This window comes from Leptothoe sp. LEGE 181152 (assembly GCF_032906605.1).
Classification (GTDB): Bacteria; Cyanobacteriota; Cyanobacteriia; order Phormidesmidales; family Phormidesmidaceae; genus Leptothoe; species Leptothoe turfae.
In genome coordinates, this window is record NZ_JASATU010000038.1 from 57397 (window position 1) to 82646 (window position 25250).

The 25250-nt window shown below is 48.0% G+C and carries 28 protein-coding genes; 11 read left to right on the plus strand and 17 right to left on the minus strand.

The window, feature by feature from the left end:
• The first annotated feature begins 74 nt into the window (after positions 1 to 74).
• Together QGP82_RS20875 and QGP82_RS20880 are read left to right on the plus strand one after the other, a co-directional pair.
• Positions 75 to 1427 carry a tetratricopeptide repeat protein gene (locus tag QGP82_RS20875; protein WP_499060856.1) on the plus strand — a complete coding sequence of 451 codons (1353 nt, stop codon included), beginning with the start codon at positions 75 to 77 and terminating at the stop codon, positions 1425 to 1427.
• A gap of 114 nt (positions 1428 to 1541) precedes the next feature.
• Positions 1542 to 2630, plus strand: a complete 1089-nt coding sequence (locus QGP82_RS20880; RefSeq protein WP_499060857.1) for a HupE/UreJ family protein — start codon at positions 1542 to 1544, stop codon at positions 2628 to 2630.
• A 152-nt stretch (positions 2631 to 2782) separates the two neighbouring features.
• Here QGP82_RS20880 and QGP82_RS20885 read toward each other — a convergent pair whose 3' ends face one another.
• The 5 genes from QGP82_RS20885 to phnM form a co-directional block, all read right to left on the minus strand.
• The gene (locus QGP82_RS20885; RefSeq protein WP_499060858.1) at positions 2783 to 3178 is read right to left on the minus strand and encodes a RidA family protein; all 396 of its coding nucleotides are present in this window, start codon (positions 3176 to 3178) and stop codon (positions 2783 to 2785) included.
• Between the two features lie 17 nt (positions 3179 to 3195).
• Positions 3196 to 3963, minus strand: coding sequence for a pyridoxine 5'-phosphate synthase (locus tag QGP82_RS20890; RefSeq protein ID WP_499060859.1), 768 nt, complete (start codon positions 3961 to 3963; stop codon positions 3196 to 3198).
• Positions 3964 to 4063: 100 nt separating this feature from the next.
• Positions 4064 to 4891 carry a phosphodiesterase gene (locus tag QGP82_RS20895; protein ID WP_499060860.1) on the minus strand — a complete coding sequence of 276 codons (828 nt, stop codon included), beginning with the start codon at positions 4889 to 4891 and terminating at the stop codon, positions 4064 to 4066.
• Complete coding sequence (locus tag QGP82_RS20900; protein ID WP_499060861.1) at positions 4888 to 5448, minus strand: phosphonate degradation HD-domain oxygenase; 561 nt, start codon at positions 5446 to 5448, stop codon at positions 4888 to 4890. Before QGP82_RS20900 ends, QGP82_RS20895 begins: the two co-directional genes overlap by 4 nt.
• A 233-nt stretch (positions 5449 to 5681) precedes the next feature.
• Entirely contained in the window at positions 5682 to 6818 is a 1137-nt protein-coding gene (gene phnM, locus QGP82_RS20905; RefSeq protein WP_499060862.1) for a phosphonate metabolism protein PhnM, read from the minus strand.
• Between the two features lie 136 nt (positions 6819 to 6954).
• Between phnM and QGP82_RS20910 the strand changes: the two genes are divergently transcribed.
• Positions 6955 to 7581 carry a hypothetical protein gene (locus QGP82_RS20910; protein WP_499060863.1) on the plus strand — a complete coding sequence of 209 codons (627 nt, stop codon included), beginning with the start codon at positions 6955 to 6957 and terminating at the stop codon, positions 7579 to 7581.
• Here QGP82_RS20910 and phnL read toward each other — a convergent pair.
• The 7 genes from phnL to phnG form a co-directional block, all read right to left on the minus strand.
• On the minus strand, positions 7578 to 8303 hold the full coding sequence (gene phnL / locus QGP82_RS20915; protein WP_499060864.1) for a phosphonate C-P lyase system protein PhnL: 726 nt from the start codon (positions 8301 to 8303) through the stop codon (positions 7578 to 7580). The genes QGP82_RS20910 and phnL overlap by 4 nt on opposite strands.
• A 31-nt stretch (positions 8304 to 8334) precedes the next feature.
• Positions 8335 to 9105 (minus strand): phosphonate C-P lyase system protein PhnK, encoded by a 771-nt coding sequence (gene phnK / locus QGP82_RS20920; RefSeq protein WP_163671831.1) that lies wholly within the window; start codon positions 9103 to 9105, stop codon positions 8335 to 8337.
• 12 nt (positions 9106 to 9117) lie between these two features.
• Entirely contained in the window at positions 9118 to 10029 is a 912-nt protein-coding gene (locus QGP82_RS20925) for an alpha-D-ribose 1-methylphosphonate 5-phosphate C-P-lyase PhnJ (RefSeq protein ID WP_499060865.1), read from the minus strand.
• A gap of 88 nt (positions 10030 to 10117) precedes the next feature.
• A complete protein-coding gene (locus QGP82_RS20930; protein ID WP_499060866.1) occupies positions 10118 to 11293 on the minus strand; it encodes a carbon-phosphorus lyase complex subunit in 1176 nt (391 codons plus the stop codon).
• A gap of 22 nt (positions 11294 to 11315) precedes the next feature.
• Positions 11316 to 11762 carry a GNAT family N-acetyltransferase gene (locus QGP82_RS20935; RefSeq protein ID WP_499060867.1) on the minus strand — a complete coding sequence of 149 codons (447 nt, stop codon included), beginning with the start codon at positions 11760 to 11762 and terminating at the stop codon, positions 11316 to 11318.
• Complete coding sequence (phnH, locus tag QGP82_RS20940; RefSeq protein ID WP_499060868.1) at positions 11759 to 12358, minus strand: phosphonate C-P lyase system protein PhnH; 600 nt, start codon at positions 12356 to 12358, stop codon at positions 11759 to 11761. The genes QGP82_RS20935 and phnH overlap by 4 nt, the downstream gene beginning before the upstream one ends.
• A complete protein-coding gene (gene phnG / locus QGP82_RS20945) occupies positions 12358 to 12810 on the minus strand; it encodes a phosphonate C-P lyase system protein PhnG (RefSeq protein ID WP_163698036.1) in 453 nt (150 codons plus the stop codon). The genes phnH and phnG overlap by 1 nt, the downstream gene beginning before the upstream one ends.
• Before the next feature lie 307 nt (positions 12811 to 13117).
• Here phnG and QGP82_RS20950 point away from each other — a divergent pair, with 307 nt between their 5' ends.
• The 3 genes from QGP82_RS20950 (at position 13118) to QGP82_RS20960 (ending at position 16249) form a co-directional block, all read left to right on the plus strand.
• Positions 13118 to 13630 (plus strand): fasciclin domain-containing protein, encoded by a 513-nt coding sequence (locus QGP82_RS20950; RefSeq protein ID WP_499060869.1) that lies wholly within the window; start codon positions 13118 to 13120, stop codon positions 13628 to 13630.
• Positions 13631 to 13907: 277 nt separating this feature from the next.
• The gene (locus tag QGP82_RS20955; protein ID WP_499060871.1) at positions 13908 to 15521 is read left to right on the plus strand and encodes a mechanosensitive ion channel family protein; all 1614 of its coding nucleotides are present in this window, start codon (positions 13908 to 13910) and stop codon (positions 15519 to 15521) included.
• Between the two features lie 380 nt (positions 15522 to 15901).
• On the plus strand, positions 15902 to 16249 hold the full coding sequence (locus QGP82_RS20960) for a DUF805 domain-containing protein (RefSeq protein WP_163670052.1): 348 nt from the start codon (positions 15902 to 15904) through the stop codon (positions 16247 to 16249).
• A gap of 317 nt (positions 16250 to 16566) precedes the next feature.
• On the opposite strand, the gene QGP82_RS20965 is transcribed toward QGP82_RS20960, so the two are convergent.
• Positions 16567 to 16815, minus strand: coding sequence for a hypothetical protein (locus QGP82_RS20965; protein WP_499060872.1), 249 nt, complete (start codon positions 16813 to 16815; stop codon positions 16567 to 16569).
• A 379-nt stretch (positions 16816 to 17194) separates the two neighbouring features.
• On the opposite strand from QGP82_RS20965, the gene QGP82_RS20970 reads away from it, so the two are divergent.
• Together QGP82_RS20970 and QGP82_RS20975 are read left to right on the plus strand one after the other, a co-directional pair.
• A complete protein-coding gene (locus tag QGP82_RS20970) occupies positions 17195 to 18505 on the plus strand; it encodes a flippase (protein WP_499060873.1) in 1311 nt (436 codons plus the stop codon).
• 181 nt (positions 18506 to 18686) lie between these two features.
• Positions 18687 to 19526, plus strand: a complete 840-nt coding sequence (locus tag QGP82_RS20975) for an ADP-ribosylglycohydrolase family protein (RefSeq protein WP_499060874.1) — start codon at positions 18687 to 18689, stop codon at positions 19524 to 19526.
• A 13-nt stretch (positions 19527 to 19539) separates the two neighbouring features.
• On the opposite strand, the gene QGP82_RS20980 is transcribed toward QGP82_RS20975, so the two are convergent.
• The 4 genes from QGP82_RS20980 to QGP82_RS20995 all read right to left on the minus strand — a co-directional run bounded on the left by QGP82_RS20980 (position 19540) and on the right by QGP82_RS20995 (position 22578).
• The gene (locus QGP82_RS20980) at positions 19540 to 20163 is read right to left on the minus strand and encodes a MarR family winged helix-turn-helix transcriptional regulator (RefSeq protein WP_499060876.1); all 624 of its coding nucleotides are present in this window, start codon (positions 20161 to 20163) and stop codon (positions 19540 to 19542) included.
• On the minus strand, positions 20163 to 20804 hold the full coding sequence (locus QGP82_RS20985) for a hypothetical protein (RefSeq protein WP_499060877.1): 642 nt from the start codon (positions 20802 to 20804) through the stop codon (positions 20163 to 20165). The genes QGP82_RS20980 and QGP82_RS20985 overlap by 1 nt, the downstream gene beginning before the upstream one ends.
• A gap of 73 nt (positions 20805 to 20877) precedes the next feature.
• On the minus strand, positions 20878 to 21618 hold the full coding sequence (locus QGP82_RS20990) for a hypothetical protein (protein WP_163670041.1): 741 nt from the start codon (positions 21616 to 21618) through the stop codon (positions 20878 to 20880).
• Positions 21619 to 21807: 189 nt separating this feature from the next.
• Positions 21808 to 22578, minus strand: a complete 771-nt coding sequence (locus tag QGP82_RS20995; RefSeq protein ID WP_499060878.1) for a tetratricopeptide repeat protein — start codon at positions 22576 to 22578, stop codon at positions 21808 to 21810.
• Between the two features lie 228 nt (positions 22579 to 22806).
• Between QGP82_RS20995 and QGP82_RS21000 the strand changes: the two genes are divergently transcribed.
• The 3 genes from QGP82_RS21000 to QGP82_RS21010 are packed head-to-tail and all read left to right on the plus strand — an operon-like array spanning position 22807 to position 25104.
• Positions 22807 to 23154: a hypothetical protein gene (locus tag QGP82_RS21000; RefSeq protein ID WP_499060879.1), complete on the plus strand. Its 348-nt coding sequence runs from the start codon at positions 22807 to 22809 to the stop codon at positions 23152 to 23154.
• 28 nt (positions 23155 to 23182) lie between these two features.
• Positions 23183 to 24478: a dipeptidase gene (locus tag QGP82_RS21005; RefSeq protein WP_499060880.1), complete on the plus strand. Its 1296-nt coding sequence runs from the start codon at positions 23183 to 23185 to the stop codon at positions 24476 to 24478.
• On the plus strand, positions 24478 to 25104 hold the full coding sequence (locus QGP82_RS21010) for a DUF6714 family protein (RefSeq protein WP_499060881.1): 627 nt from the start codon (positions 24478 to 24480) through the stop codon (positions 25102 to 25104). The genes QGP82_RS21005 and QGP82_RS21010 overlap by 1 nt, the downstream gene beginning before the upstream one ends.
• Positions 25105 to 25250: the final 146 nt, after the last annotated feature.

Here is a 25250-nt window from a genome sequence, read left to right on the forward strand (position 1 = left end):
CATCAAAGAGGATTAATCATGTCCTAATTCAGAAGGGCGCATGGCCATGCGCCCCTACGCAACAACATAAACCCATGTTATTACCTCTCAATCTTCGTTTCACCCAGCGTCGTCGACAGCTGCTGTGGGGCATTGGCATCCTCCTGATTGTCACTACCGTCCATCAACTCAAACCTCTCCTCAACACCAGCCCCTACGATTACTCTTTCTCGCCTCCAGACCAAACCGACATCACTGGCCAACTCGAACAGGAGATTGCCTTCTATAAAAATCGCATCCGCCAAACTCCAGAAGACGGTCTTAGTCAAGCGGCCCTCGCTAGCACTTACTTAAAACTGGCCCGTGCCACTGGTGATGCCAACTGGTATCTTCTTGCTGACCAAGCGGCTCAACAATCTCTACAAAAGCTGACGTTTAACAACGAAGGGGCTCAAATTGTTCAAGCCAAAGTCGCCGAAGCTCAGCACGACTTCGACCGCGCTATTCTTATAGCGAACCAGGTGCTTGCCACCCAAGCCTATTCTGAACCAGCTCAGTCTATCTTGATCACAGCATACTTAGGTAAGGGCAATCTCACTAAAGCCAGGGCCATCGCAGACAATCTGGTGCAGCAAATACCCACCCTAGGCTCCCTCACGCTGCGGGGCCTGGTGCATAGTGCCCAAGGAGAGGATGCATTGGCGATTAAAGACTTTGAAGCCGCCCTCAACGCGGAAGAACCGCAGGAATCAGGGAGTTCTGCCTGGACTCGTACTTTGATGGGGCGTTTTTACGCTGGCCGAGGAGATTATCAAACTGCTCAACAACTCTACCAAGAAGCCCTAGATATTCTGCCTCGATACCCTTTAGCCCTAGTCCATATGGCTAAGCTCAAAACTCGCCAAGGGCATTACCGAGCTGCGACAAAGCTCTACTCTCAGGTGTTTACTTCCCAAGACTATCCCCATGTGTGGGACCATGTTGCACTTCAAGGCATGGCTCAAGTTGCGAGTCTCCAGGGTGATCGGGCAAAGGCTCAACAGTTGTGGCAACAAGCCGAAGAACAGTTTAGACAACATGAAGACTTAGAGACCTTTGGGCATCGTCGTGCCTTAGCGCAGCTGTTATTGGACCGAGGTGATGCGGCTGATCTGCCAGAAGCTTTGGCACTGATGGAAGCTGACGTAAAAATACGTCAGGATGCAGACACCTTAGATACTTACGCCCGAGTGCTCATGCAGTTGGGGCGTTGGCAGGATGCTCAACGAGCGTTGCAAAGAACCCTTGGGCAGGGCACTCGCAATGCGGTGATTTTTTATCGGGCTGGGTTGGTTGAGCAACAGTTGGGCAATGGGTCTAAGGCTAATCAATATTTTGAGGCTGCCCAGATGGTAGATCCCAGCTTTGGTGAACGGGACCAGCAGATTTGGGGGCTGGTTGCTGATTAGTGTTTGCGGTTAACCCACCCCGCTTTTCAGGCACCCCGCCCAAGAGGGGATTGCATTAGCCCTCCCCATAGTTTTTTATGCCTTTTTTATGCCTTAAATTATTAGGAGGTCCAAATGAAACGGTTTGTTCGCTTTTTACGGGTCGGTATTGTGGGTTTGTTGGCTAGTGTGTGGCTGGGGAATGTTGCGATCGCACCCGCCCAAGCCCACTGGGACGACCTCACCGTAGCCGACATCATAATCACCGACACCGATGCCCAAATCACGTTGACAATGCCTACAGCATTGCTCAGTTTTGCTGATGACGACGGCAATCAAACGCTGTCATCATCAGAAATTGAACAGCATCGTACCCAGCTAGAACAACAATTAGGCAATGGCATTACTTTAAAAAATCAAACAGATGAATCAGGACAATTCACCCTCGCCTCAACAACAGCTCAGCAGCCTGAAGACAAAATCAACCATAGCACCTTTTTATTAAGCTATGAATGGCCGACAACCCTCCAAAAACTCACCATTCAATATAATTTATTTCCCCCTGAACATGAACAGGCTCTAGCCACCATTACTCAAGGTAACCGTACCCGCAATATCGTATTCACCCCCGAAAACAACACAATAGAACTAGCAGACACAATCCCCTGGCAACACCAGTTTCTTAGTTTTCTCAAACTGGGTGTAGAACATATCTTCACTGGCTACGACCACATCCTATTTTTAATTGCTCTACTTTTACCAGGAGGTCGCCTATCTCAACTCCTAAAAATCGTTACCGCCTTCACCATTGCCCATTCTCTTACCCTTACCTTAGCCGCTCTCGATATTGTCACTTTGCCCACAGCCTTTGTCGAGAGTGCGATCGCCCTATCCATCGTTTACATAGCGATAGAAAATCTGTGGCGTAAACCTATGAACCATCGACCCTGGTTTACCTTCGGCTTTGGGCTGATCCATGGCCTCGGCTTCGCCAATATTCTGAGAGACCTCACCCAAAGTCAGGGCAACCTGATCTTATCCCTAGCCAGCTTTAACCTAGGCGTAGAGATAGGTCAGATTGCCATTGTTGTCCTGGCATTCTACGGATTGCGATTTTTACAACAACGTCGAGGAGCCATCTTCCTAAACTACGCTGCTTCAGTACTGATGATTCTCATGGGCAGCATCTGGTTTGCAGAGAGAGTCTTAGCTGCTTGGGTTTAAGCAATAAAGCACTGATGCACTCCTAGTGGTCTGTCAAGAATCAGATTTCGGGTAAAACTGTTAAAGAGTAACGAGTCTAAAGTGGTGAAGAGTCACTCCTTACCCTTCACCCTTTACTCGTTAACTAACCCAAATTTTTAGCGCAGAATAATTCAAAATACCAGAGCCTCTACCTCAATTTCAATCAGCATATCAGGATCAATCAGCGCACTAACCTCCACCATCGCCGTCGTAGGGGGATAAGCCCCCATAAACTCTTGATGGGCCTGGCCATATTCTTGCCAGCGGCTAATATCTGTTACATACATGCGGGTCCGCACAATATTCGATAAATCCGCACCCATAGCCCGGAGCGTCTTTTGAATTATCTGAAAACACCGTTTTGCCTGGGCATAACCATCCCCTGGAGCAACGGTATTCCCCTGATCATCCACCGGAGCAGTCCCCGACATAAAAATTTGGTTGCCCGCTCGAATCGCTCGACAGTAGCCTACCGCTGGCTCCCAAGGAGTGTCAGTAAAATGACGAACAATAGATGGGTCATCCATGACTATCTTTATATGTATTACTGATTTGCCGCTGCAATGGCATCCAAATAAGCCTTGACCGCATTCTCCAGACCCATCATTAACGCATCCGCTGTGAGAGCATGGCCAATGGACACCTCTAAGATATTGGGAATCTGCAAAAACTGAGGCAAGTTTTCGAGGTTTAAATCATGACCTGCATTCACCCCTAGGCTACATTCCTGAGCCACTTTTGCCGCCACCGCATAGCTGGTATGCAGTGTTTCTAACTCCTCCTTAGTTCCTTCGCGGGATGCCGTAGCATAGGGTTCGGTGTAGAGTTCAATACGAGTCTCTGTCGGCCCCTGCATCGAACCTAATGTGGGGATCAGCCGAATTTGCTCTGGGTCAGGATCCATAAACAAGCTAACCCGCGCCCCTAGCCCTTGAATTTCTTTAATAATCGGGATCAAAGTCTCACCTTGCTTGGCAATATCCCAGCCATGGTCGGAGGTAAACTGATTAGGATCGTCAGGAACTAACGTCACCTGATGGGGGTTTACATCCCGCACAATGTCCATGAACCTAGCTTCTAAAGGATTCCCCTCAATATTAAATTCGATCGTCGGGTGTGCCTTGAGCATCTCCGCCAAGTCATAAACATCGTGACGCCGGATATGACGCTCATCTGGGCGAGGATGCACCGTGAGGCCATAGGCTCCAGCTTGAATGCAGGTTTCCCCCGCCTTAACGACACTGGGTATACCCATGGTGCGGGAATTCCGGACAAGGGCAATCTTGTTGAGGTTAACACTGAGGGCAGTCATAAATCTTGCTCTGATGCTAGCTACCAGGCCTATGGTGTGGGCTATAGATTGTACAACATACAGACTGACTGATTGTGAGTTGCCTAGGGTTGATCCATCGTTATAAAGCTGCCACAACCACCTTTTTCCCATCGGAAAACCGATAGGGACCATCAAACTCGCCAACATACATGGTGTGGGAAACTAACGTCTCCTTTGTCCATACATGGAGCTGATAGGCGGGTGGTTCCATCACAAATTGGCTAGAGCCGTCAGGGGCAAAATCGATAGCACTTTGATGGACTAAGCTAGGCTGGCTGCTGGCCACCGTCCCGGCCCATGGGCAGTAGATAGTGCGGTGTAAATGGCCACAGCTAATGCGTTTTACTTGAGGGTGTTGGCGAATTAATTCTGCCAGCGCCCCACGGCCTTGAAACCGTTTGCGATCCATCCAGGGAATGCCAGTGGCAAATGGAGGATGGTGCATAAACATGAGGGTGGGTGTTTCAGGTGCTGCTGACAGTTGTTGCCCTAGCCATGCCAAACGCTCGGCATCGACACAGCCCCCACCTTTTCCTGGGATAATGCTGTCGAGCATGATCAGGCGCATAGGATAATTATCGACAGCATAACTAAGGTGAGAACTCGCCCTTGGCAGATAGGTGTGGGTATTAAATACCTGTCGTAGATGATCGCGATGATCGTGATTGCCTGGCATTAAATACACGGGACACTGCAATGGTGCGAGCATGACTTTTAGCAGCTCATATTCTTCCACAGTGCCGTCTTGAATCAGATCGCCTGATGCCACCACCATATCTGGTGGAGGATTAAGCCTGCTCAATCGGGCAATGGCCTCGGCAACTAAGGAATTAGTGTCTACGATGCCATAGGCGAGTTTGCCCGGCATCTGCACATGGAGATCGCTGATTTGGGCGATGAGAATCATACGACAGGTACCCGACTCGCAGTGGTTAGAATAGGTTGAAAATGCTCTAAGTCAGGGGTTTTTAGGTTTTTAATCTTAGCTAAATCATCCCAACGACGCAGTTTGACAGCACTTTCTGCATTCGGCTGGTCAATAAAAGCTTGTGCCATCGACTGTGAGAAAATACCTCCCTGAAGCTCCAAACTTAGCTTAGAGGAGGGCGAGAGTGATGCCCAATAGTTCTCATCGATCGCACAAAGATAGCGTTTGGCGGCTACGTGCAAACGAATGGGTGTGGTAACAGCTTCTGGAAATAGGGGCTCTAATACGGGAATTGCACGATATTCATGGCAATCATCAACGCCCCGCACTGCTGGGTTGTCACCAAGATGATGGACCAGATGTCCCAGGTCATGGAGTAAGCAAGCGGTGATCAGCTCTGGTGATTCACCATTCTCTTCGGCGAGGGTGGCGCATTGGAGGGCATGTTCTAACTGACTGACGGCTTCACCACCATATTGGGCTTGGCCACGTTGGCGATAAAGATCGAGAATTTGGTCTAGGGTTGTGGTGTTCATTGCGAGAAAAGAGATAACCCATTGTAGGGACGTTCCATGGAAGGTCCCCACAATGGATTAATGTGATTGTTTAACAGGACGAAATCGTCATATTTTTGTTTATCACCTAACAACAAGGTTGTTAGGTATAAAGACCTTCAATCAAGCGTCTCAATGACTTAACCAGGAAAAGGAGAGAGAGAAAATCAGGTTTCAGTGAGGAAACTCTCCCATCCCCTTGCATCCCCTTGCATCTAAGCAATGCGATATCCCTGACGGACAGCGGATGTTAGTCGGGGAATCACACCATCATGGTGCAAGGTAATCATGTCAGCCCGTTTGCCTACCTCTAGACTGCCGCGATCGCAATCCAACCCAATCGCCTTAGCTGGATTTACGGTAAACAGACGCATTGCTTGATGCAGCGGCACTTGAGCCTTATCCACAATCAGGAACATCGCTTGAACTAAACTTTGAGGCACATAGTCTGACGAGATAATATCGGCTAAATCTCGCTCGATTAAATCCATGGCGGACACATTGCCTGAATGGGATCCACCCAAGATTAAATTAGGGGCTCCCATCAGCACCTGTAGACCATGGCTATGGGCTTCTTTCGCCGCATCCAATGTGGTGGGAAATTCGGCGATGGCAGCCCCGTCTTCAATGGCTTCTTGGACATGCTCCGGGGTGGCATCATCGTGACTGGCCAGACAAATGTCGCGTTGCTGGGCCAGTTCCACCAGTCTGCGACGGTTATCGACGGCATGGCACTGTTGGGCTTCGATGCGATCGCGAATAAAGCCATCCATTTCCTCAGCCGTTACCCCATGTTTGCCCTGGTAATACTCTTTGTACTTATCAAGTTTTACAAACTGTCGCTGTCCGGGGGTGTGGTCCATTAGGGACATCAGTGACAGCAGCGGGTGATCGGCATAGGTTTCCACCAGATCGTATACCTGGTTATATCCCAGCTCACAGCGTAGGTGTAGTCGATGGTCCACCGAGAAGCGCCCGTCGCTTTGTCCCTGATGAATCGTATTGATCATGGGGCCAAACTGGGTCATGCGCAGAGAGCCAGGGGTAAGATCGCCAATAGATATGGCGTCACACACGGTTGTAATACCGGCCCCCGCTAAATCTCGATCATGGTGTACGGCAGCCACATCCAGAGGCCAGCTCACCTTGGGGCGAGGTGACATGCAGCGCTCCAGGTTATCCGTGTGGAGTTCGATCAGCCCTGGCAGTAGATAGTCGCCGTTGCCATTCTGCCCTTGATCCACAGTACCTGGCTGAATGTCTGCAATTAGACCGTCCTTGACGACAAGGGTGCCCAGTAGCTCCTGGCCTGGAAGCTGCAAGCGATAATTGGTGTAGATGGTTTCAATCATGGGGCGTATGGTCTGGATTTATTTGGGTAAACGGGCTTCTCTACCAATTAGATACCACTAGAAAATGTCTAGACATCTCTAACTGATATCTAACCAAGGTTAAGTTAACGTTATCTTTAGGGTTAGGAGACAAAAAATGGCTCAGATCATTGAACTTCCAGAGTCCTGTTATTTTTCTGACTATTTCAAGCTGAATTATTATCTGGAAGATATCGTGACCCACTTTGGGTATAGCTTAGAGCTGACGTCGCTGGTTTTGCCTCAGTCAAAAAAACCAGTAGACACTATCGATCGACTTAGGCAGCGTTTGGAGGAGAGTTTGCCGTTCGTCACATTAGATAGTGAATCGGCGCGCCGAGAATTTTTGATTGCGCCTCTGGTTTTAGAGTTAGTGCATTTAATCCATGTCAAGGTTAAGGTTAGCTATTCTCTTAAGGCGACGGATCAGTTGAAGGGCCTTTTAGATTATTATCTTCAGTCTGGCCATAGTTTGCTGATTATCGAGGCCAAAGATGAAAATCTGGAACGCGGATTTAAACAGCTGGCGGCTGAACTCATTGCATTGGATAAAGTCACGGACTCATCGTCGGGGAATCTCCTTTATGGTGCAGTTTCGATTGGGCGTATCTGGCAGTTTGCTGTGCTTGATCGACAGCAAAGAAAAATTTCTCAAGATTTAGAGCTATATCGAGTACCCGCTGATGTAGACCCTCTAATGAGTATCTTGGTGGCTATTTTGACTGACCAAGCAAGCGAGGGTTAGCCAAAGAGGAGGGTGCGATCGCAAACCCTTTCCCTGACTTCGTCATCATGGAAAATTCCCACCATGGCACAGCCCTGGGCTTTACGTTCTTCGATTAACCGCATCACGACGTCTCGATTGGCCGCATCTAGCGCTGATGTGGGTTCATCCAAAAGCAAAATAGGGTAGTCCATGGAGAACGCACGAGCGATATTGACCCGCTGTTTTTCACCCCCAGAGAATGTGGTGGGTGACAGTTCCCATAGTCGCTCTGGCAAGTTTAGCCGAGAAAATAAGTCTCGTACCTTATCTTTAGCCTTATCTGTATCTAAACCTAGTTCCATCAAGGGTTCCGCAGCGACGTCTACCGCTGGCACCCGAGGAATCACCCGCAGAAACTGGCTGACATAGCCGAGGGTATATTGGCGTACTTCAATTAATTTATGGGCTTCGAGTTGGGGCAGATCAACCCACTCCCCCTGGTGTTTGACCCAGATAGAGCCGCTATCCACACGGTAGTTGGCGTATAGAGAGCGCATAAAGGTTGATTTCCCTGAACCTGAGGCTCCCTGGAGGGCAACACATTCACCGGGGTTAACGGTGAGGGAAACCCCTTCGAGCACGGGCAGATTGACACTGCCCTGATGATGAAGCACAAAGCTTTTATGGAGCCGGTCTGCTTGCAGCAGGGCTGTTGTATTGGTTGGGGCGGTTGCTGGAGATGGGAGTTGTAATGTGTTCATGGGGGGACAATTGTGTTGTAGTGAGTCTTCATTAAGGCACTAACGTGGCATTCACAAGCTGTTGCGTATAAGGATGATGGGGATCATCCAACACTTGGTCGGTGAGTCCGGCTTCGACAACCTGACCGTTTTGCATCACCATCAGTCGATGGGCCAGCAGTCGCACGACGCCGATATCATGGGTGACCAGGATGACGCTGAGGTTAAGGGTGCGTACCAGCGATCGCATCAGGTCTAACAGTCTGGCCTGGACAGAGACATCGAGACCACCTGTGGGCTCATCCATCAGCACAATGCGGGGGCGTGTGACCAGAATGCGGGCCAACTGCAGACGCTGTTGCATGCCGCCGGAAAAAGTACGGGGAAAGTTATCAAGACGGGCAGCCGGAATTTCAACTTCACTTAACCATTGGAGGGCTTCGGTACGAATATTGCCATAGTGTCGCTGGCCAACGTCGAGCAGCCGTTCGCCAATATTGGCCCCAGCGGTAACGTTCATGCGCAATCCGTCACGGGGGTTCTGGCGGACAAAACCCCACTCGGTTTTCATCAACCGACGACGACGGGGTTCAGGTAGCGTACGCAGGTCGATAAAGTTGTTGTCTCGGTCACAATAGGACATCTCTCCTGTTTCAAAGGGGATACGACCGGCAATGCTATCCAGCAGGGTACTTTTGCCGGAGCCAGACTCGCCGATGATGCCCAAAACTTGACCTGGGTAAAGGTTGAAGGAGATGCGATCGCAGGCACACAGATCGCCATAATACTTACTTAAATTATTAACCGTCAGTAGCGGCTGCATCATGTCTTTCTCCTATTGCCCTAGTTTTTGTGCACTACCCGATTGCGATCGCTGACGCTGCTCGCAATAGTCCGTATCTGAACAAATCCACATGCGTCCCCCCTGGTCATCAATGACCACCTCATCCAGATAGCTGTCAGTGGCCCCACAAAACTCACAGGGCTGCCCCCAGTTCTCCACCGAAAACGGATGATCTTCAAAATCCAGGCTTTTCACTTGGGTGTAGGGCGGTATGGCGTAAATTCGTTTCTCTCGTCCCGCCCCAAATAGTTGCAACGCCGGGTTCATATCCATTTTCGGATTATCAAACCGGGGAATTGGACTGGGGTTCATCAGATGCCGCCCATTTACCATGACCGGATAGTCATAGGCCAAAGAAATCCGCCCAAACTTGGTAATGTCCTCATAGAGTTTGACGTACATGGGGCCATATTCTTCTAACGCATGCATTTTGTTGGCTTCAGTCCGAGACGGCTCAATAAAGTACAGCGGCTCAGGCATGGGCACCTGATACACAAACACCTGCCCTTCTTTGAGAGGTGTTTCAGGAATCCGGTGACGGGTCTGAATCAGAGTCGCTTCCTCTGTGCGTTCGGTCGTCGCCACACCACACACCTTCTTAAAAAAACGTCGGATATTCACGGCATTAGTGGTGTCGTCAGCCCCTTGGTCAATCACCTTCAAGGTATCTTCTTTACCAATCACCGAGGCCGTCACCTGAATGCCACCAGTCCCCCAGCCATATGACATTGGCATTTCCCGCGAGCTAAAGGGAATCTGATGTCCAGGAATCGCCACGGCCTTAAGAATAGCCCGGCGGATAGATCGTTTAGTTTGTTCATCCAGATAAGCAAAGTTAAACCCTGGTTCAGGGTTAGAAGGAGCAGGGGAGACAGGGAGAACAGGCGAGGCAGGGGAATTCATGGTTTAGCAAAGAGAAAAGGGATATGTGCCGTAGGGGCTGGTCTTGTACCTGCCCTGGAAAGAAAGATGGTAGGGTTTAGCCCTTTAATCATGCTGTTTTTGCCTCCTGGGAAACAAGCGGATGACTCTCAGCCTGAGTCGATGGTGGGTTTGTTATCTCCTGGGTCCGTTCATAATCACGGCGTAGCTTACGAATCAGATTTAGTTCTGCCTGAAAATCGATGTAATGGGGCAGCTTAAGGTGCTGCACAAAGCCCTGGGCTTCAATATTGTCAGAATGAAAGAGAACAAACTCTTCATCCTGGGCTGGACCATCCAGAGATTCTCCTAAATCCTGAGCCTGAAGCGCTCGATCCACAAGAGCCATGGCCATGGTCTTGCGTTCGTTGTAGCCAAACGTCAGGCCGTACCCTTGGGTAAACTGTGGCGGAATTTCTTTACTGCCCTTAAACTGATTCACCATTTGCACTTCGGTGACCGTAATATCGGCAATGGCAATTTCAAATCCTAGTTCCTCAGGACATATGATCATTTCCACCTCACCCATGCGAATCTCACCAGCAAAGGGATGATTTTTGCCATACCCCCGCTGGGTGGAATAGGCCATAGACAACAAAAAGCCTTCATCACCACGGGCTAAGTTCTGTAAACGAGCATCGCGATGGGTGGGTGTGGTGAGTGATTGTCGCGTAATGTCAAACGGTGCAGTGTCTTGCTGTTGATCATACCCATGCCCCACCGTTCCATTGCCAGGAGGCATCACCAATCCCTCCTGCTCCAACGTATGAGCCACCCGAGGCGTCGTTTCTTCAACATCAACCTGTTCACTGGTGGGTGCAGAAAATGTATTATCCTCAGCCGCCAGCTTAAAGTCCAACAGTCGATGAATGTAGTCAAATGTGGGGCCTAGCTTCTGCCCACCCGGGGCCTCCTTAAAGATGGCCGAAATGCGCCGCTGAATCGCCATGGCACTCGTATCCAGCGGTTCACTGTAATACAGTCGAGGCAAGGTTGTTCGATATGCCCGCAGCAAAAAAGCCGCTTCGACCAAATCTCCCCAAGCTTGTTTTATGGCCAATGCTGCCAGGTCCGGATCATACAAACTGCCTTCGGCCATTACTCGGTTTACCGCCAGCTGCATCTGTTGCTTGATCTGCTCCACGGAAAGCTCCGGCACAGTCTCATCGCCTCGCCGCTTTGCCTTGAGTAAGGCTTCGGCATTGCGAATGGCTTGTTCTCCACCTTTGACCGCAACATAGGGCATGGATTTTCTCCTGAAGATTTCGTTAACTAAGTTCGACTCGGTAACTGTATCCGTGTTGGGTGAATCCTAAGGATTCGTAGAAGGCGTGGGCAGCTGTTCTGCGAAGGTTAGTGGAAATGGTGAGTTTGTAGCATCCGGCAGAACGGCACCGTGCGATCGCAATGTTCATCATCCGCCGACCAATCCCCTGGCCTTGCAAATCAGGAGCCACCCCCACAGCTTCGACAATGCCAGATGGGCTGCCATGGTGAACCAGATTATCCATAATCAGCAAGGCAAACGTGCCAACAACTTTCTCAGAGAAACAGGCAACCCACAGCGTGTAATTTGGATACTTTTGAACCCGTGAAAACCATTTCTCGGCATCAGCTAAGGTCAAAACAGCGTCATGCTCCAGCCCCGAATGATTATAGATATCCACAACTTGAGGTAAATCTTCGCGGCTGCCAGGACGAATTGTTAGCGTCATATGCCCCCTTGAGATTCTATGATGGGTTGAGCTGTGCGAGGCAGCCCCAGCACTTGATCGTCGACAAAACACCAGCAGTCTAAACCCAAGGGATAATCTGCCGTCATCATTTGCCACTGTTGCCAAAAATCAGAATTCAGAGGCAGACTCACCGCAATTTCATCCAAAATCCCTGGCCCTTTGAGTTTCATGGGTAATCCCCCCGTTAACTCAGGCAGTTGGATCAATAACGAAGTAGACGCTTCTGGATATTCAGCATTGCCCCAGGAGAATTCAGCAAGCTTAGGGGCGGTGGCGATTTCCTTAATCAAGGCAAAATCAGCAGCCTGGGGATTGTCGGTAAAGCGACAGCCCGTATGAAACACTAGCCACTGACGCACATCTTCGGTAAATCCTGACTGTAGCCACACTACAGTTTCTAAATCAAACAGGGTGAGGCAGGCAGCGGCGCAACTTAGCTCAAGACCATTAGGTGTGGTCAGGGAAACAGTTGTTTGCAGAATACCGGGTCTTGCCAAGGCATCTAACAACGCTCGGAAGGTTTTCTGGGCGTCGTAAACTGTATCTGTAAATCCGGTTAGCTGAGTAATCATCATTAGCTTTCCCCCCGCAGCATTGTGAAAAAGTTGACACGGGTGGATTCAACTTCAGCCGCTTCCCGCTCTCGTTTTTCCTGGGCTGCCGCTTGCAAAGGGATAATCACCTGGGCCTGCACCCGATCATGCCAACCAGGGTGCTGTAGCAGCCCATCACACACAGCTGCTAGCTCTGCATGGCGTTTGGAACGACCCGCTACATACCCAAAGCCAGTCAGCTCATCCAGCTGTACTACACAACGAGTCAGCGTCATTTCACCCAGGTTAAAGGGTTGCCCAGTCCCCTCGGCTCGACCTCGCACCATGGTCAAACCAACTTCGGGCGATCGCAAAAATCCATACCCAGGCACATCGTCAAGTGTCGCAACGCACTCTTCTAAAAGCATCAAGGGCGCTTTAGCTAGGACTGACATCCAGACGGCTCTAGATGGTTGTAGCGCTGTCTTTACCATAACTTAACCAATTTTTAACTGATCGTTAAATTCATGTAGACGTCTAGACAAATTATTGATCCTTTAGGCTGAAGATGCAACTGATTTATGGTGGTGTGTCGGGATGACATAGAGCTATGGCACTCAAAAAGTTCAGTGATGAAGTAAGGGGCTTAAATTTGCCTATTTCCCTTATAGCGATTTCATTGGCGTTTGAACCTGGTTTCTCATGAAATGGAGACCTAGTTTTTGATTTATAAATAAAAGTGATCCAATTTTGGTTAGGTGTCGTACCTCTAATGAACACCTGTTAGGAAGGTATTAATTCATGAAGAAGGTAATGGTACTCACCAGCCTATTGGCTGCTACATTTGCGATGTCTCCAGTGCAGGCTAAAGAGACAGCCTCTGCTCAGTCCAAAGATGGACACACTGGAAACACTATTGTTAGTATTGCATCCACCAATGATTCCTTTGATGTTTTGACTGCGTTGCTAAAACACGCCAAGCTAGTAGGTGTGCTCAATGGTGAAACAGAGTTTACAGTGTTTGCCCCTACTGATGATGCGTTTGGCCGTTTGCCTGAAGGCACAATTGAGAGTCTCTATCAACCCGAAAACAGAGAGCTATTGGCAACCATTTTGACGTACCATGTGGTGCCCGGCAGTGTGCGGTCTACCGATCTGGCATCGGGTAGCGTTGATTCTGTTGCTGGAATTCCTTTAGATATCTCTGTGGGTTCTGGAGTGACCGTAAATGACTCTAACGTGGTTTCAGCTGACATTGAAGCCAGCAATGGCATTATTCACGTTGTTGATGCGGTAATTTTGCTTCCTCAGTAACCATAGTCTTTTCTAGAATCTGTTACGTAGGGGCGCATTGCAATGCGCCCCTACGCAGGATATGGTGCATTGGCCTATAGCATTTGCCTGTATCTGAAGGGCGCACGACAGTGCGCCCCTACCAGCCATTCTGAATTCTCAATTAAATAGCAGCCCCTAATTGCCACTTAATCAGCAAGTTTTGTATGGTGCGTATAGCAATGCCCTAAGATGTCTAGAACATGGGGCAAACGCCCTATCTGTACGTTTACTTGCCTGTTTGAGAGGCCGCTAAATTATGGCTGCGTTAGTGCTATTTTCCATTGAGCTAGCCTTAATTATTATTCTTTGTGGTTTTTTATATATTTCTTTTAATTGGGGTTCTCGTTGGGTTTTACAAGCATCTCCACTACAGATGGATGATGCAGGCTTGCAAACGCTACGACAAAACGTATTTGGCATCGTTCTGATTTCAGGCTGCTTGCTCGTTCTATTAGTAGCAGGATTCAACGGGTGGATACTACTACAGGGTGAAAAGCCAGATACGTATACCCTGTCTTTGATTCAAAACACACCTCAGGAAGTTTGGCTGGGCATAGCAGCAGGTGTTGCCAAAAGTATATGTTTGCTGGTCCTGGTCGGTATTTTGCAGCGTCCCCTCAAGCACAGGTTAGCTCAGATTAGTCGCCACGTTAAGCAGATAGAGCAAATCACGGCGAATGATGAGAGTATTGAACATTTGTTTAAGGCCTTAAGTACCGTATTACGTGTGGGCATGTGGCTTTTGGCCTTGATATGGTGTGCTCGTTTTTTGCATCTACCCGAAGAGATATCTCCTTATCTCTATGCAACCTGGCGAATCTATTTGATTATTTCCATTGGCGTTATCGTTTTTAGATCCGTAAGTGTTGTTGTTGATAGCTTGGATGCTTTGAGTAAAAAGTATTCTAGCCCTAGTAATCTGTTGCGGTTTTACGATCGTTTACAACATCTTGTTCCTTTTTTAAAGCGCTGTTTGGAATATGTTGTCTGGCTCTATGTAGGTATATTAGTAGTCAGGCAAATTGACTTAATTGCTAACTTAGCAGGCTATGGCGCAATGGCTGTGAAGGTCATTGTCTTAGTTTTTTTAGGGCGATTAGCTGCCAATATCGCACAATTACTTGTCTCAGAATTATTGCTATCCACTGAGGAAACATCGACTGCAATTTATCAGCGACGGGTGACCATCACCCCACTCATTGTAAGTTCACTTAGATATATTATTTACTTTGGCACGGCTTTATTTTTGTTAAAAGCTCTCAATATTGATCCAGGGCCAATCTTAGCAGGTGCCGGGATTGTGGGTCTAACCGTTGGTTTAGGGGCGCAAAACCTGGTGAAGGATGTGGTCAGCGGTTTCTTTATTCTGTTTGAAGACTATTACTTAGTGGGTGATTTTATTGAAACTGCCGAAGCCCAGGGGACTGTTCAATCGATTGAGCTACGAACGACACGCATTCTGCATCCCGATGGCCAGGTTCAGATTCTGAGAAATGGCGATATTGGATCGATTATTAATTACTCTAAACATCCGATTAATGCAGCGGTAGAGGTGTCTATCACCTACGAGGTAGATCCGGAAAAGGCCTTTGAAATTATTGAGCGTGTGGGAATAGAATTGTGTCAGGACGAGGACGATGTCCTAGAGCCAACTCATATTGAAGGCGTAGAAACATTCTCGGAAGAGATTTGTTTAATTTATACCCAAACTAAAGTTAAGCCTGGTAAACATCTGAAGATTCAACGTGTGTTACGTCAGCGTTGTCTGGTTGCACTCTTGAAAGAGGATATTGAGGTAGGCTCGATGGATACAAAATTGGTTCTCAAGAGTGGTTTTGAGAAGTTTGGTGTGCAGAATGAAGCAGTATAAGGGCTTGGCAGACGTTCCATGGAAGGTCTGTGCATGATTCTGAATGGAAGTGGAGAAATGCCCTAGACTTTCGATAGAAAATACCGAGCTTTTTCTCTTTGAGACCAGGTCAAGAACGAATTTGTTCTAGTAGCGCGTTGAGGAAAGCTATGGTTTCTGCAGATGCGTGTTTCATGGTGGCCTATTCCTAAGCTACGGTTTTGTAGATTGAGGATAAACGTTAATCAGATGCGAAATAAATCCTAACTAGTATCGTTGAGCCATAAATCAAGAATTATGTTACTGGTTAGTGGCTGGGTACGCTCTAGGGCAAAATTAGACCAAATTAAAGGTCTAACCAAGGTCTAAGACACTGAAAGATACGTAGAGAGTAAACATTTATGGAATGGTATATCAAGGTTTTAAAGAACTATGCAGTATTTGAAGGACGTGCGCGCCGAAAAGAATACTGGATGTTTGTCCTATTCAATTTTCTCGCTGCCTTATGTTTAGGCTTCATAGAAGGCTTTTTGGGAGCATTCAGTAATACGGATCAAAGTATCCTCAGCTTTATTTATAATTTAGCTGTTCTGATTCCATCTATTGCTGTCGGTATTCGTCGTATGCACGATGTTGATCGCAGTGGGTGGTGGATTCTGTGTCCAATTGTAAATTTGGTCTTTGCTGTAACGGATGGGACCGCAGGGTCTAACAAGTTTGGGCCGGATCCTAAAGCAAATGAGCGTTAAAGGTTGAAAGAGCGCTGATGGGGCATAGGTGCCTTTAGATTAGTAACCCCATGCCCCCTTCCCTGTCCCTTAGCAGCAGGTATTTTATCAGCCACTAGATTACGTACAGAAACAATTGGTGTGGTTATACTGTTTCCTCCAACACTTTCTCTTTAGTTTCTTGGGTTGTTACCAAATGACATGCCGTTGGATGGACTCCGTCTACCCTGGTCATTACCGCAAAAGCATTTCTTGCAGTTGCCAAGCTTCTGCTACTCAAGCCTGTGAGTTGCTGATTGTCAGCAGGAATATAGGTTTTAGAGGTTCACTCTTGTTTATCAGCAATAGAAATGACTTCTATCCAATAGCACTTCACCGTGGTCAGGGACCCAAGCAGCCCAAGTGTCGTCTGATGCCTGGCAGAGTAACTTAGCCTTGTCATAAGCAAAATAGCTAGGTGGTTGCAGCAGCTTAACCCAGGTATCGCGGGTGTAATTAAGCTGACAAACAGAATACCAGCTTGGCGCAGGTTCTACTTCTGGTTCGGATACCAATGGGCATGTGGGAGCGCTAGCCGGAAGGAGCATACTTATTCTCCACTTCGCAGTTATTTATGTATTCAATTTTACAAAATAGAGGTTATAAAGATTACTCTATGGCAATAAGTTAATAAAACCTGACAATCAAAGATATTTTACGATTGCTGATTTAGGAGATGAATCGGTCTAGAGCCATTGTTATCTGACCGCCTCTCCCAGCTAAAATCATCCTGCCAGCTTGGCCTTAATTCCAATCGCTTTTGGCAACAGGATCTTCCGTTTCCTGTTGCTCCCAGTCAGGTGCATGTCTGTTTGTTTTATAGAGGTTAGTTTGGCGTGCTCAATGACGGTAGCTTCAGTCCCATGGGCACAGGTGACGAGACTTCTCTGACTATCATGGTGCCTAGTGACTAACCAGGGAGGCAGCTTGCAGGAACCAAATGTATTCGCCAAACTAGTGCGAGGGGCAGGGGCCGCATTAACAGTGCAGATAATCAGTGCGGGGGTTTTATATAGCTCTCAAGTGTTGCTGGCGCGCTGGATGGGCACAGCCGCCTATGGGATTTATGACTATGCTACAGCCATTGGTATTTTCTGGGCCTTTATTGCTGGATTTGGCTTGCCAACGGCGGTCCTGCGGTTTATTTCAGCCTACAATGCCCAGGAAGATTGGTCCCATTTAAAGGGAATCATCTGGGGCAGCTGGCTACAGACATTGTTGATTGGTATTCTCACCTCGCTGTGTGGCACTGGTATTTTGTTGTGGCTCAATGCTCATCGTGATTTAGGTGCTTATACCATGCCTGTTGTTATTGGGATTTGGACAATTCCGACCGTTGCCCTGGTGAGTCTCCAAAAAGAGATTATTCGTGGGTTTCAAAGAATTGTATTGTCCTATGCGCCGTCACTGGTTATGCAGCCGCTATTGCTGATGATCATGGCAGCTGTTTGGCAAAGGTTGTATGGGCTGACCAGCACAGTTGCGATCGCACTCTCCTTGCTTTCTGCATTATTAACCCTGGGGTTGCAATGGTTGTTATTTCAACAAAGTGTGGATACCAAAATCCGTCATGCCCAACCCGCCTATGAGATTTCCCGATGGTGGAAAGCGGCTGTACCTCTGATGCTGTTTGGTGGTTCACACATGGTGCTCAGCCAAACAGACACATTAATGATTGGTGTGTTTTTAGATGCCAAACAGGTGGGCATTTATGGCGCAGCCCTCAAAACCGCATTATGGGTGCGGTTTATTTTGATCTCTGTAAATGCGATCGCAGCACCATTGATTGCCTCCCTCTATGCCCAGGGCGATCACGAGAGACTGCAACAATTAGTCTCTACTGTGGCCCGATGGATGTTTTATCCAGCCTTCATCACATCGATTGGGCTCATCAGTTTTGCAGGACCTGTACTACAGTTATTTGGCCCCGAATTTGTGGCTGCCAAGGGCGCATTAACCATTTTGATCCTAGGCCAGTTAGTCAATGTAGGATCTGGTTCAGTGGGCTATATCCTAACAATGACCGGCTATCAAAGCCAGTCCGCCGTTGTTATGGCAATCAGTGCCCTGGTTAATGTCATTCTGAATTTAGTTGGCATTCATGTTTTCGGAATTGTTGGAGCCGCCATGGCCACCGCCTTTTCCATGGCTATGTGGAATGTTTGGCTATATTGTTTAGTGGTGCGGCATGTAGGGGTGCGACCATCAATTTTAGATGCACTGCGCGCACTGCGCTGAGAGAGTTGTCCACAGGCTTCGGGGACTGCACAACAATAAAGACCCAGGTTGAGGTTGTCGATGGGTGGATGAGTGATGGGCTAATGGGGTGATTATTTAAGCGCAAGCGCCTTACCTAGGCAGTCGCAATACACGTTTGCTATGGTTGAGTTTCATCGTTACTGAGGCTTACACATAGCCAATGTTGGTAGAACTTGCGATTGGTGATGCCTATGGTGCTGGGTTTGAATATTCCCCCAGCAGTATGATCCGTGAACAGAATGATCTCAGTGGGTATGTGCAACATCCACGACATCAGATTCAGCCAGGTTACTATACCGACGATGCCCAGATGAGTATTGCAATTGCCGAAGCCATTGTGTCGGGTGAACCCTGGACTCGTGAGAATCTAGCCCATTATTTTGTCTCAGCCTTTAAGCGTGACCCTCGTGAAGGCTATGCCCGTGGCTTTTATGGATTTTTGCAAGCAATCAACGATGGGGATGAATTCCTTGCCAAAATTAGGCCCCATAGTGACAAAAGTGGAGCCGCCATGCGAGCCGTTCCCATTGGCATTTTCCCAACTGTTAAAACTGTGATTGAACGCTGCAAACTACAGGCAACCCTAACCCACGACACACCAGATGGCATCAACGCTGCAGTTGCGGCCAGTCTAATGTCCCATTACTTTATCTACCAGCTTGGCCCCAAGTCAGAATTGCCACAGTTTATTCATAAACGTGTACCTGGACCATGGATAACACCCTGGCAAGGCAAGGTTGGCTCCAAAGGTATGATGAGTGTTCATGCGGCCCTAACGGCTGTCACGGCCCACGATTCCCTCAGTGAAATTCTCAAAACTTGTATTGCATTTACAGGTGATGTAGACACAGTTGCCACCATTGCCCTTGGTGCAGCCTCTTGCTGCCAAGAAGTAGAACAAAATATTCCACCTGTTTTAATCGAGACCCTTGAAAATGGCGATTACGGCCTTGATTATCTTCACCACCTTGATGGTCAGCTATTCCAAGCCGTTACATGAAATATTTCCATGGTCAAACAATAGCCGCCTCTTTCTCCTGATGCTCAGGACAATCCAAACGCAAATCGCGATCACCAAACGGCGCATCCACTAACATACAGTGATGAGGACGATCAGCATCCTCATATACATTGGCCCTAAAATATTCACAAGTCACACACATCCGTGACGGAGGAATCTTTCCCTGTGACTGCAGCTTCTGAATCATTTTAGTTAACCCTCTAAAGAAAATCGTTTGCTCTTCTTCAGAGAGTTCTGTGACTGCACTTAATAAGAAATCTGGCCAGCTAGCAGCTTTTTCCGCTTGTTTTTGACCTTTAGGCGTCAGCCGAATGGCGATGGCTCGACGATCATCCGTTGCCTTTTCCCGAGACACCAACCCCTTTTTTACCAAGGATGAGACCGCATCACTGGCCGTCGCTGCACTGGTAGCCAATCCTTTAGCAATGGCTGAAAGGCGAATTCCCCTTTTTGGGCTAGATTGGAGCAATGCCAAAATCTGCCCTTGGGTGGGAGTTAACCCTTGAGCTTCCGCTCCTTGCCAGGACTGACTACGCAGGGCTATACCAATTTTGGAAAGCCCTGTGATAACCCGTTGGCCAATGGGTTCATTAATGGTGTCAAATGGATTATCCATTAAGTGTACGGTGGTATGATCGCGACAGGCTCTAACACATGGTTAATGATTTTACTCACCTCTGTTTCGGCTTTATGTCCAAACCATTGTGCCAGGATAGTGAAGTCTCCATCAAATAGAATCCAAGATGGAGTCCCTTGAAGCTGATTGACATGAAAGGTATATGCAGTAGGGGATAGTCTCTGTAGAACTTGCTTTATCCTAGCGCGGGCACGGGCTTGGGTTGCGTCATCCATAGGAGGGAATGAGGGTGTGAGATGACATACATGCTCGACATCGTTGTCATCAAACAGCTCAGCCGCGTCGCCTACCTGGTCAAAGGCTACGGGAAAGGTAATGGGGACGGTGTAGGATCGCTGACCATGGTGTTGAAAGTATAGTCTAGTGGCCCCAACAACTTCACCTGTTTCCAGCAGACATTGGGTGTAGTCGGCGGTGTTTAGATCAAAGTCCTCGAATGCGGTTGAAAGTCCTAAAACATTGAGACAATTACCATAGGTATGATGTAGGTGTTCTGCCAGGGGTAGGGCATGGATAAAACAGCCAGGGCAATTGACCTGAAAGACTAACAAAAGATTTAAATCCTTGATCTGAAAATCGCCCTGTAGAACTTGGTCAATGGTCATTTTAAATTTAGCCACAAGAGTCACCTCCTTTGATTTATCGCAAAAGATCTACACTGTGGGTGCAGTGTTAATGCACCCCACAACAGTCTCAACGGGCCTGAACCACATAGGGCAAACTCAAATCCCCTGAAACCACACTATAAACCTCGTAAACTCCAAGCAGAGGGCGGTTGGCGTCGGATGTGTTGACCTCCATGTAGGCAGCAACACCGTCAAAGTTAAACTCCGTGACATGGTTTATCCGTTGTGCAGGCACCAATACTCGCAATGTGCTCTGATCGGTTATGACCGAGAACCCAGGAGAATCCATATACATGGGCATCCCTGGATTAGTTGGCGGTAATACAACACTCTCATCCTCTTGGGCAAATTCCAGTACGGACAAACCGCCAGATACACGGTCATCAGGTGTTAGCACAACCCAATGGCTATGCCAGATAACTCCGTCATTCGCGAAATTACGATCATTGTTTTCATCCCATAGAGGTGTGTCATCAAAATCAGGATGTGAGGTAACGGCCAGGGCAACAATACCGTCAGTGGCATTGAAACCCACATCGTCAGGGGCCAATGTCGTTGGAAAAACATAGCCCAAGACAGGAGCACCATCTAACTGACCAGCGGCTTGAGGTAATGTAGCTCCTACCATGCCATTCACCTGTTGCTCGAACACCAACAGGTCCAGATCGTCCAGATATTGCACCTGTGCCAATTGAATCTCCAAAGCTGGGTTTTTGTCAGTTGCCTGAACTGCTCGAACGGGCTGGGATACCCCTGTGAAGATAATCAAACTGACAGCTAAAACAAGCAACCCAATAAAACGTCGCATAAACGACCTCCTTTATTTATTTAGGATTCCTAATAATTAGAACTCCTAAATAGTATCTAGCTTAAAAGATGGCGTCAAGGGGGAAGGTTGCGATCGCCCATGCAAATCAGGTTTTGAAATCTTCTAATGCCCGTGTGGAACTGATCCTCTAGAAAGAGAAAAGTCTAGATGAAATATTGTTACTAAAAATCAGGATGCCCGTCGGATCGCTTCAGTTTTCTGGATTTGTTCTGGACTGAAGCCAGCCTGTCGTAAATGATCTAAAAACCACGACTCTCGATATTGGGGGTCTAAAGCAACCGCCTGCTGATAGGTTTGTTGGGCTGCGCCAATTGCTTGGCTGTCCCATTGAGCTAGGGCTAAAGCTACCCAAGGATGGGGGTTGCCCGGTTCTAAAACCGTTGCTTGTTCTGCATGGTCAATGGCTTGGTCATACTCCTGTAGGCGATGATAAGCCAGACTTAAGTTGTAGTATCCAATTTCGTTGTCAGGCTTCAGTGCGATCGCTTGGGTATGGGTTTCTACGGCAGCATCTAATTGACCATCCACCAAGTACACAATGCCCAATGCATTTAAAGCAGGCACGTGGTTATCATCTTGGTCCAATGCACGTTGCAACACATCGATGGCATTTTCCGCCTGTCCATCTAAATGCAGGGTCCACCCCAATATCACCTGGCCCGAAAGATTCTGTGGGTCTAACGTCACAGCCTCCTGCAATGCTGCAATTGCTTCTTTGTAGCGCCCCTGACCGCGATACTCTAGTCCCAGCTGACGATTCTGGGCCGCCTTAGCTTTCTCTTCAGCAGATGGTTCAGGTATGGGAGTCTCGTTTATTTCCTGAGGAGTAGAGGCTACAGAAGTAGTGTCCGCTGAGTCTGATGTGTTAGTCGACTGAGATGGAGCGGTTGAGGTAGCCGTGCGACAGCCCGCTAAACTAAATGTCAGCAACGTAGTCAAAAGGAAACTACTAACTTTTTGAAGACTAATTTGCACTACAGTTATGCCAAGACTCTGGGTCTCATTTTAGCGGTTATTCGCCTAAGGCGAGCAATGCTGATTCTGTCCTCTATATGCAAGCAATTATCAAATGCTATGGGTAACATCACTATCCGACAAGGCCCTATGCATTGGCTCATTGTCTTGCTGCTAAGTTTCTTATGTTGGCTTTTGCCCACAACCTTGCCTATGCTGCCCGGCTCAAATGGTGTTGCCTTGGCAGTAACAATTTCATCTGAAACTGCTTTGGCCCGGCTATTTACATCTTCAGAAATTCAGGCTAGCTGGTTTGCTAATAGCTTTTTGTCGCAGATTTCTCTGGCCCAAATTGAACAGGTTGTGCAGGGTATTACCGCTACCCTGGGTCAGTATCAGAGTGTTGAAGCCAGGGGGGATCAGTATCTTCTGACGTTTTTGCAGGATGCGGATGGCCACCATTACTGTATTGCCGCCACCTGGAACAATCCTGATGGCATTGCCGAGCTCAAGTTTTCCGGTCTTTATCGCGGTGCTCTCTCATTGATAAAGTCAGACTAAAATACTGGTAGCGCTATCTACCACCGTCATGACATCTGATTTTCTCAAGCGAGTGCTCCCCTTTATCCTTGCGGTAATGGCGGCCTTGGGATGGAAGACTGTTTATGCTAGCAACCTATCCCCCATCGATGTCTCATCTAATCTGGTCAGTACTCGCTCCAAGATTATTCATCAGACGGTATTAACCATCGACAGCCATATTGATTGGCCCATTCGGCAGTCGGTGAATCCCGAATTTGACCCAGGTATGGGCCATGGGACGGGAGCCCCTGGTAGTGGACAGTGGGATTTGGTGCGGATGGCGAGGGGCGGACTTGACGGGGCGTTTATCTCCATCTTTACCCCCCAGCGAGAGCTGACAGCCCAGGGATATGCCCAGGCAGCAACCTTGGCGAATCAGATGATTGATTGGACCTATCAACTGACGGTCGATTACCCAGATCGGGTTGCGATCGCGCTTACCCCAGACGATGCCTATCGGCTAGAACGGGAGGGAAAACGGGCAATTTTTCTAGGTATGGAAAACGGCTATCCCTTAGGCACCGATATTGAGGCAGTCAACGCTTTTTACAATCGCGGAATTCGCTACATTACGTTAACCCACTCCAAAAATAATCAGCTGGGGGATTCTTCCACAGATGATCAGCAAGATTGGCAAGGGTTAAGCCCATTTGGCGAAGCTGTGGTGCATGAGATGAATCGCTTGGGCATGATGATCGATATTTCCCATGTGCATGACGATACCTTTTGGGATGTCATGCGTCTCACCCAAGCACCCCTCATTGCTTCCCATTCCAGTGCCCGTGCCCTGCGAGATGTCCCCCGCAATATGGATGACACCATGTTGCGGGCGATTAAGGAAAATGGTGGTGTAGTACAGCTATGTTTGCTAGGAGATTATATTAAAGAGATTGACCAAGATCCAAGACGAGAAGCCGCATTAGAAGCATTGTCGAATCAACAGGCTGCCTGGCTGCGAGGGGATTTGAGCGAAGCAGAGGTGAATGATTTGCTAAATCAGTATCGGGCGATCAATGCCCAATATCCTGAAATTAAACCGACCCTGGCGGATGCCATAGACCATCTCGACCACATGGTAGCTGTGATGGGTATTGACCATGTGGGCATTGGGTCTGATTTTGATGGCGGTGGCGGCTTAGTTGATATTGCAGATGTCTCTCAGATGCCTAACATTTCCCAAGAGTTATTGTCTCGGGGGTATACGCCTGATGATATTCGCAAGATCTGGGGTGGTAATTTGATGCGAGTATTTGATGCTGCGATCGCAGTAGCTGAACAGATGCAAGCAGAGGCTGAAGGCTGATGGGTATTTCCTTTTCTAACCCAGATGAGAAAATAATGTATGAAAACAAGAAGCTTGCCCTAATTAAAGAAATTAACGAGGCATTTGATGGTGTTGCCCGTGAAGATGGCGTCACGCTCCATGAGGCGATGGTGATCGATGATTACGGTAGCCCGGCAGAGCGAGCTGAGTCTAGAGCACAGGATACTGAAGACCAGTGGCAAGACGTTCCAGAAGATGATATTCGATTTTCTGATGCGGTTCTGAGTTTTCTAGACTCGAAGGGTTTTCACTATTACCTTCCAGCCTACATGGTTTGGTATCTCCGCAACATTGATAATGAAGATCCTGCCTACTGGTCAAATACATTTGACTCGGTAATCTTTCATTTGACCTATCAAATAGATGTAGAAAACTATGTCGCTTCAAAATTTCAATTGTTTACCCCTGCTCAACTGAGGGTTACGGGATATTTTCTTCAATTTAACGTAGAGCGAGAAGAGACAATTGAGAAGCAGAATTTGCAGGAATCTTTGTCCAAGGGTGGCTTATCACCAGAAGAGATTAACTCTATTTTGCTCGAGCATACATTTCACAATCATGAAGACAGGCAAGCGTTAGAGACGTACTGGCGACAATTTATATAGATGGGTCACTAGTTAAGGGCTTAAAGGGTGACAGCGTAGCTATAAAGCATGTTCCATAAGGGACAGAGCGAGAAAACCCCGTTGAAAATAGAGCCGTTTATTCGGTTTGAGAGCGATCAACTTCAAGGCCGAATCAGCCCATATAT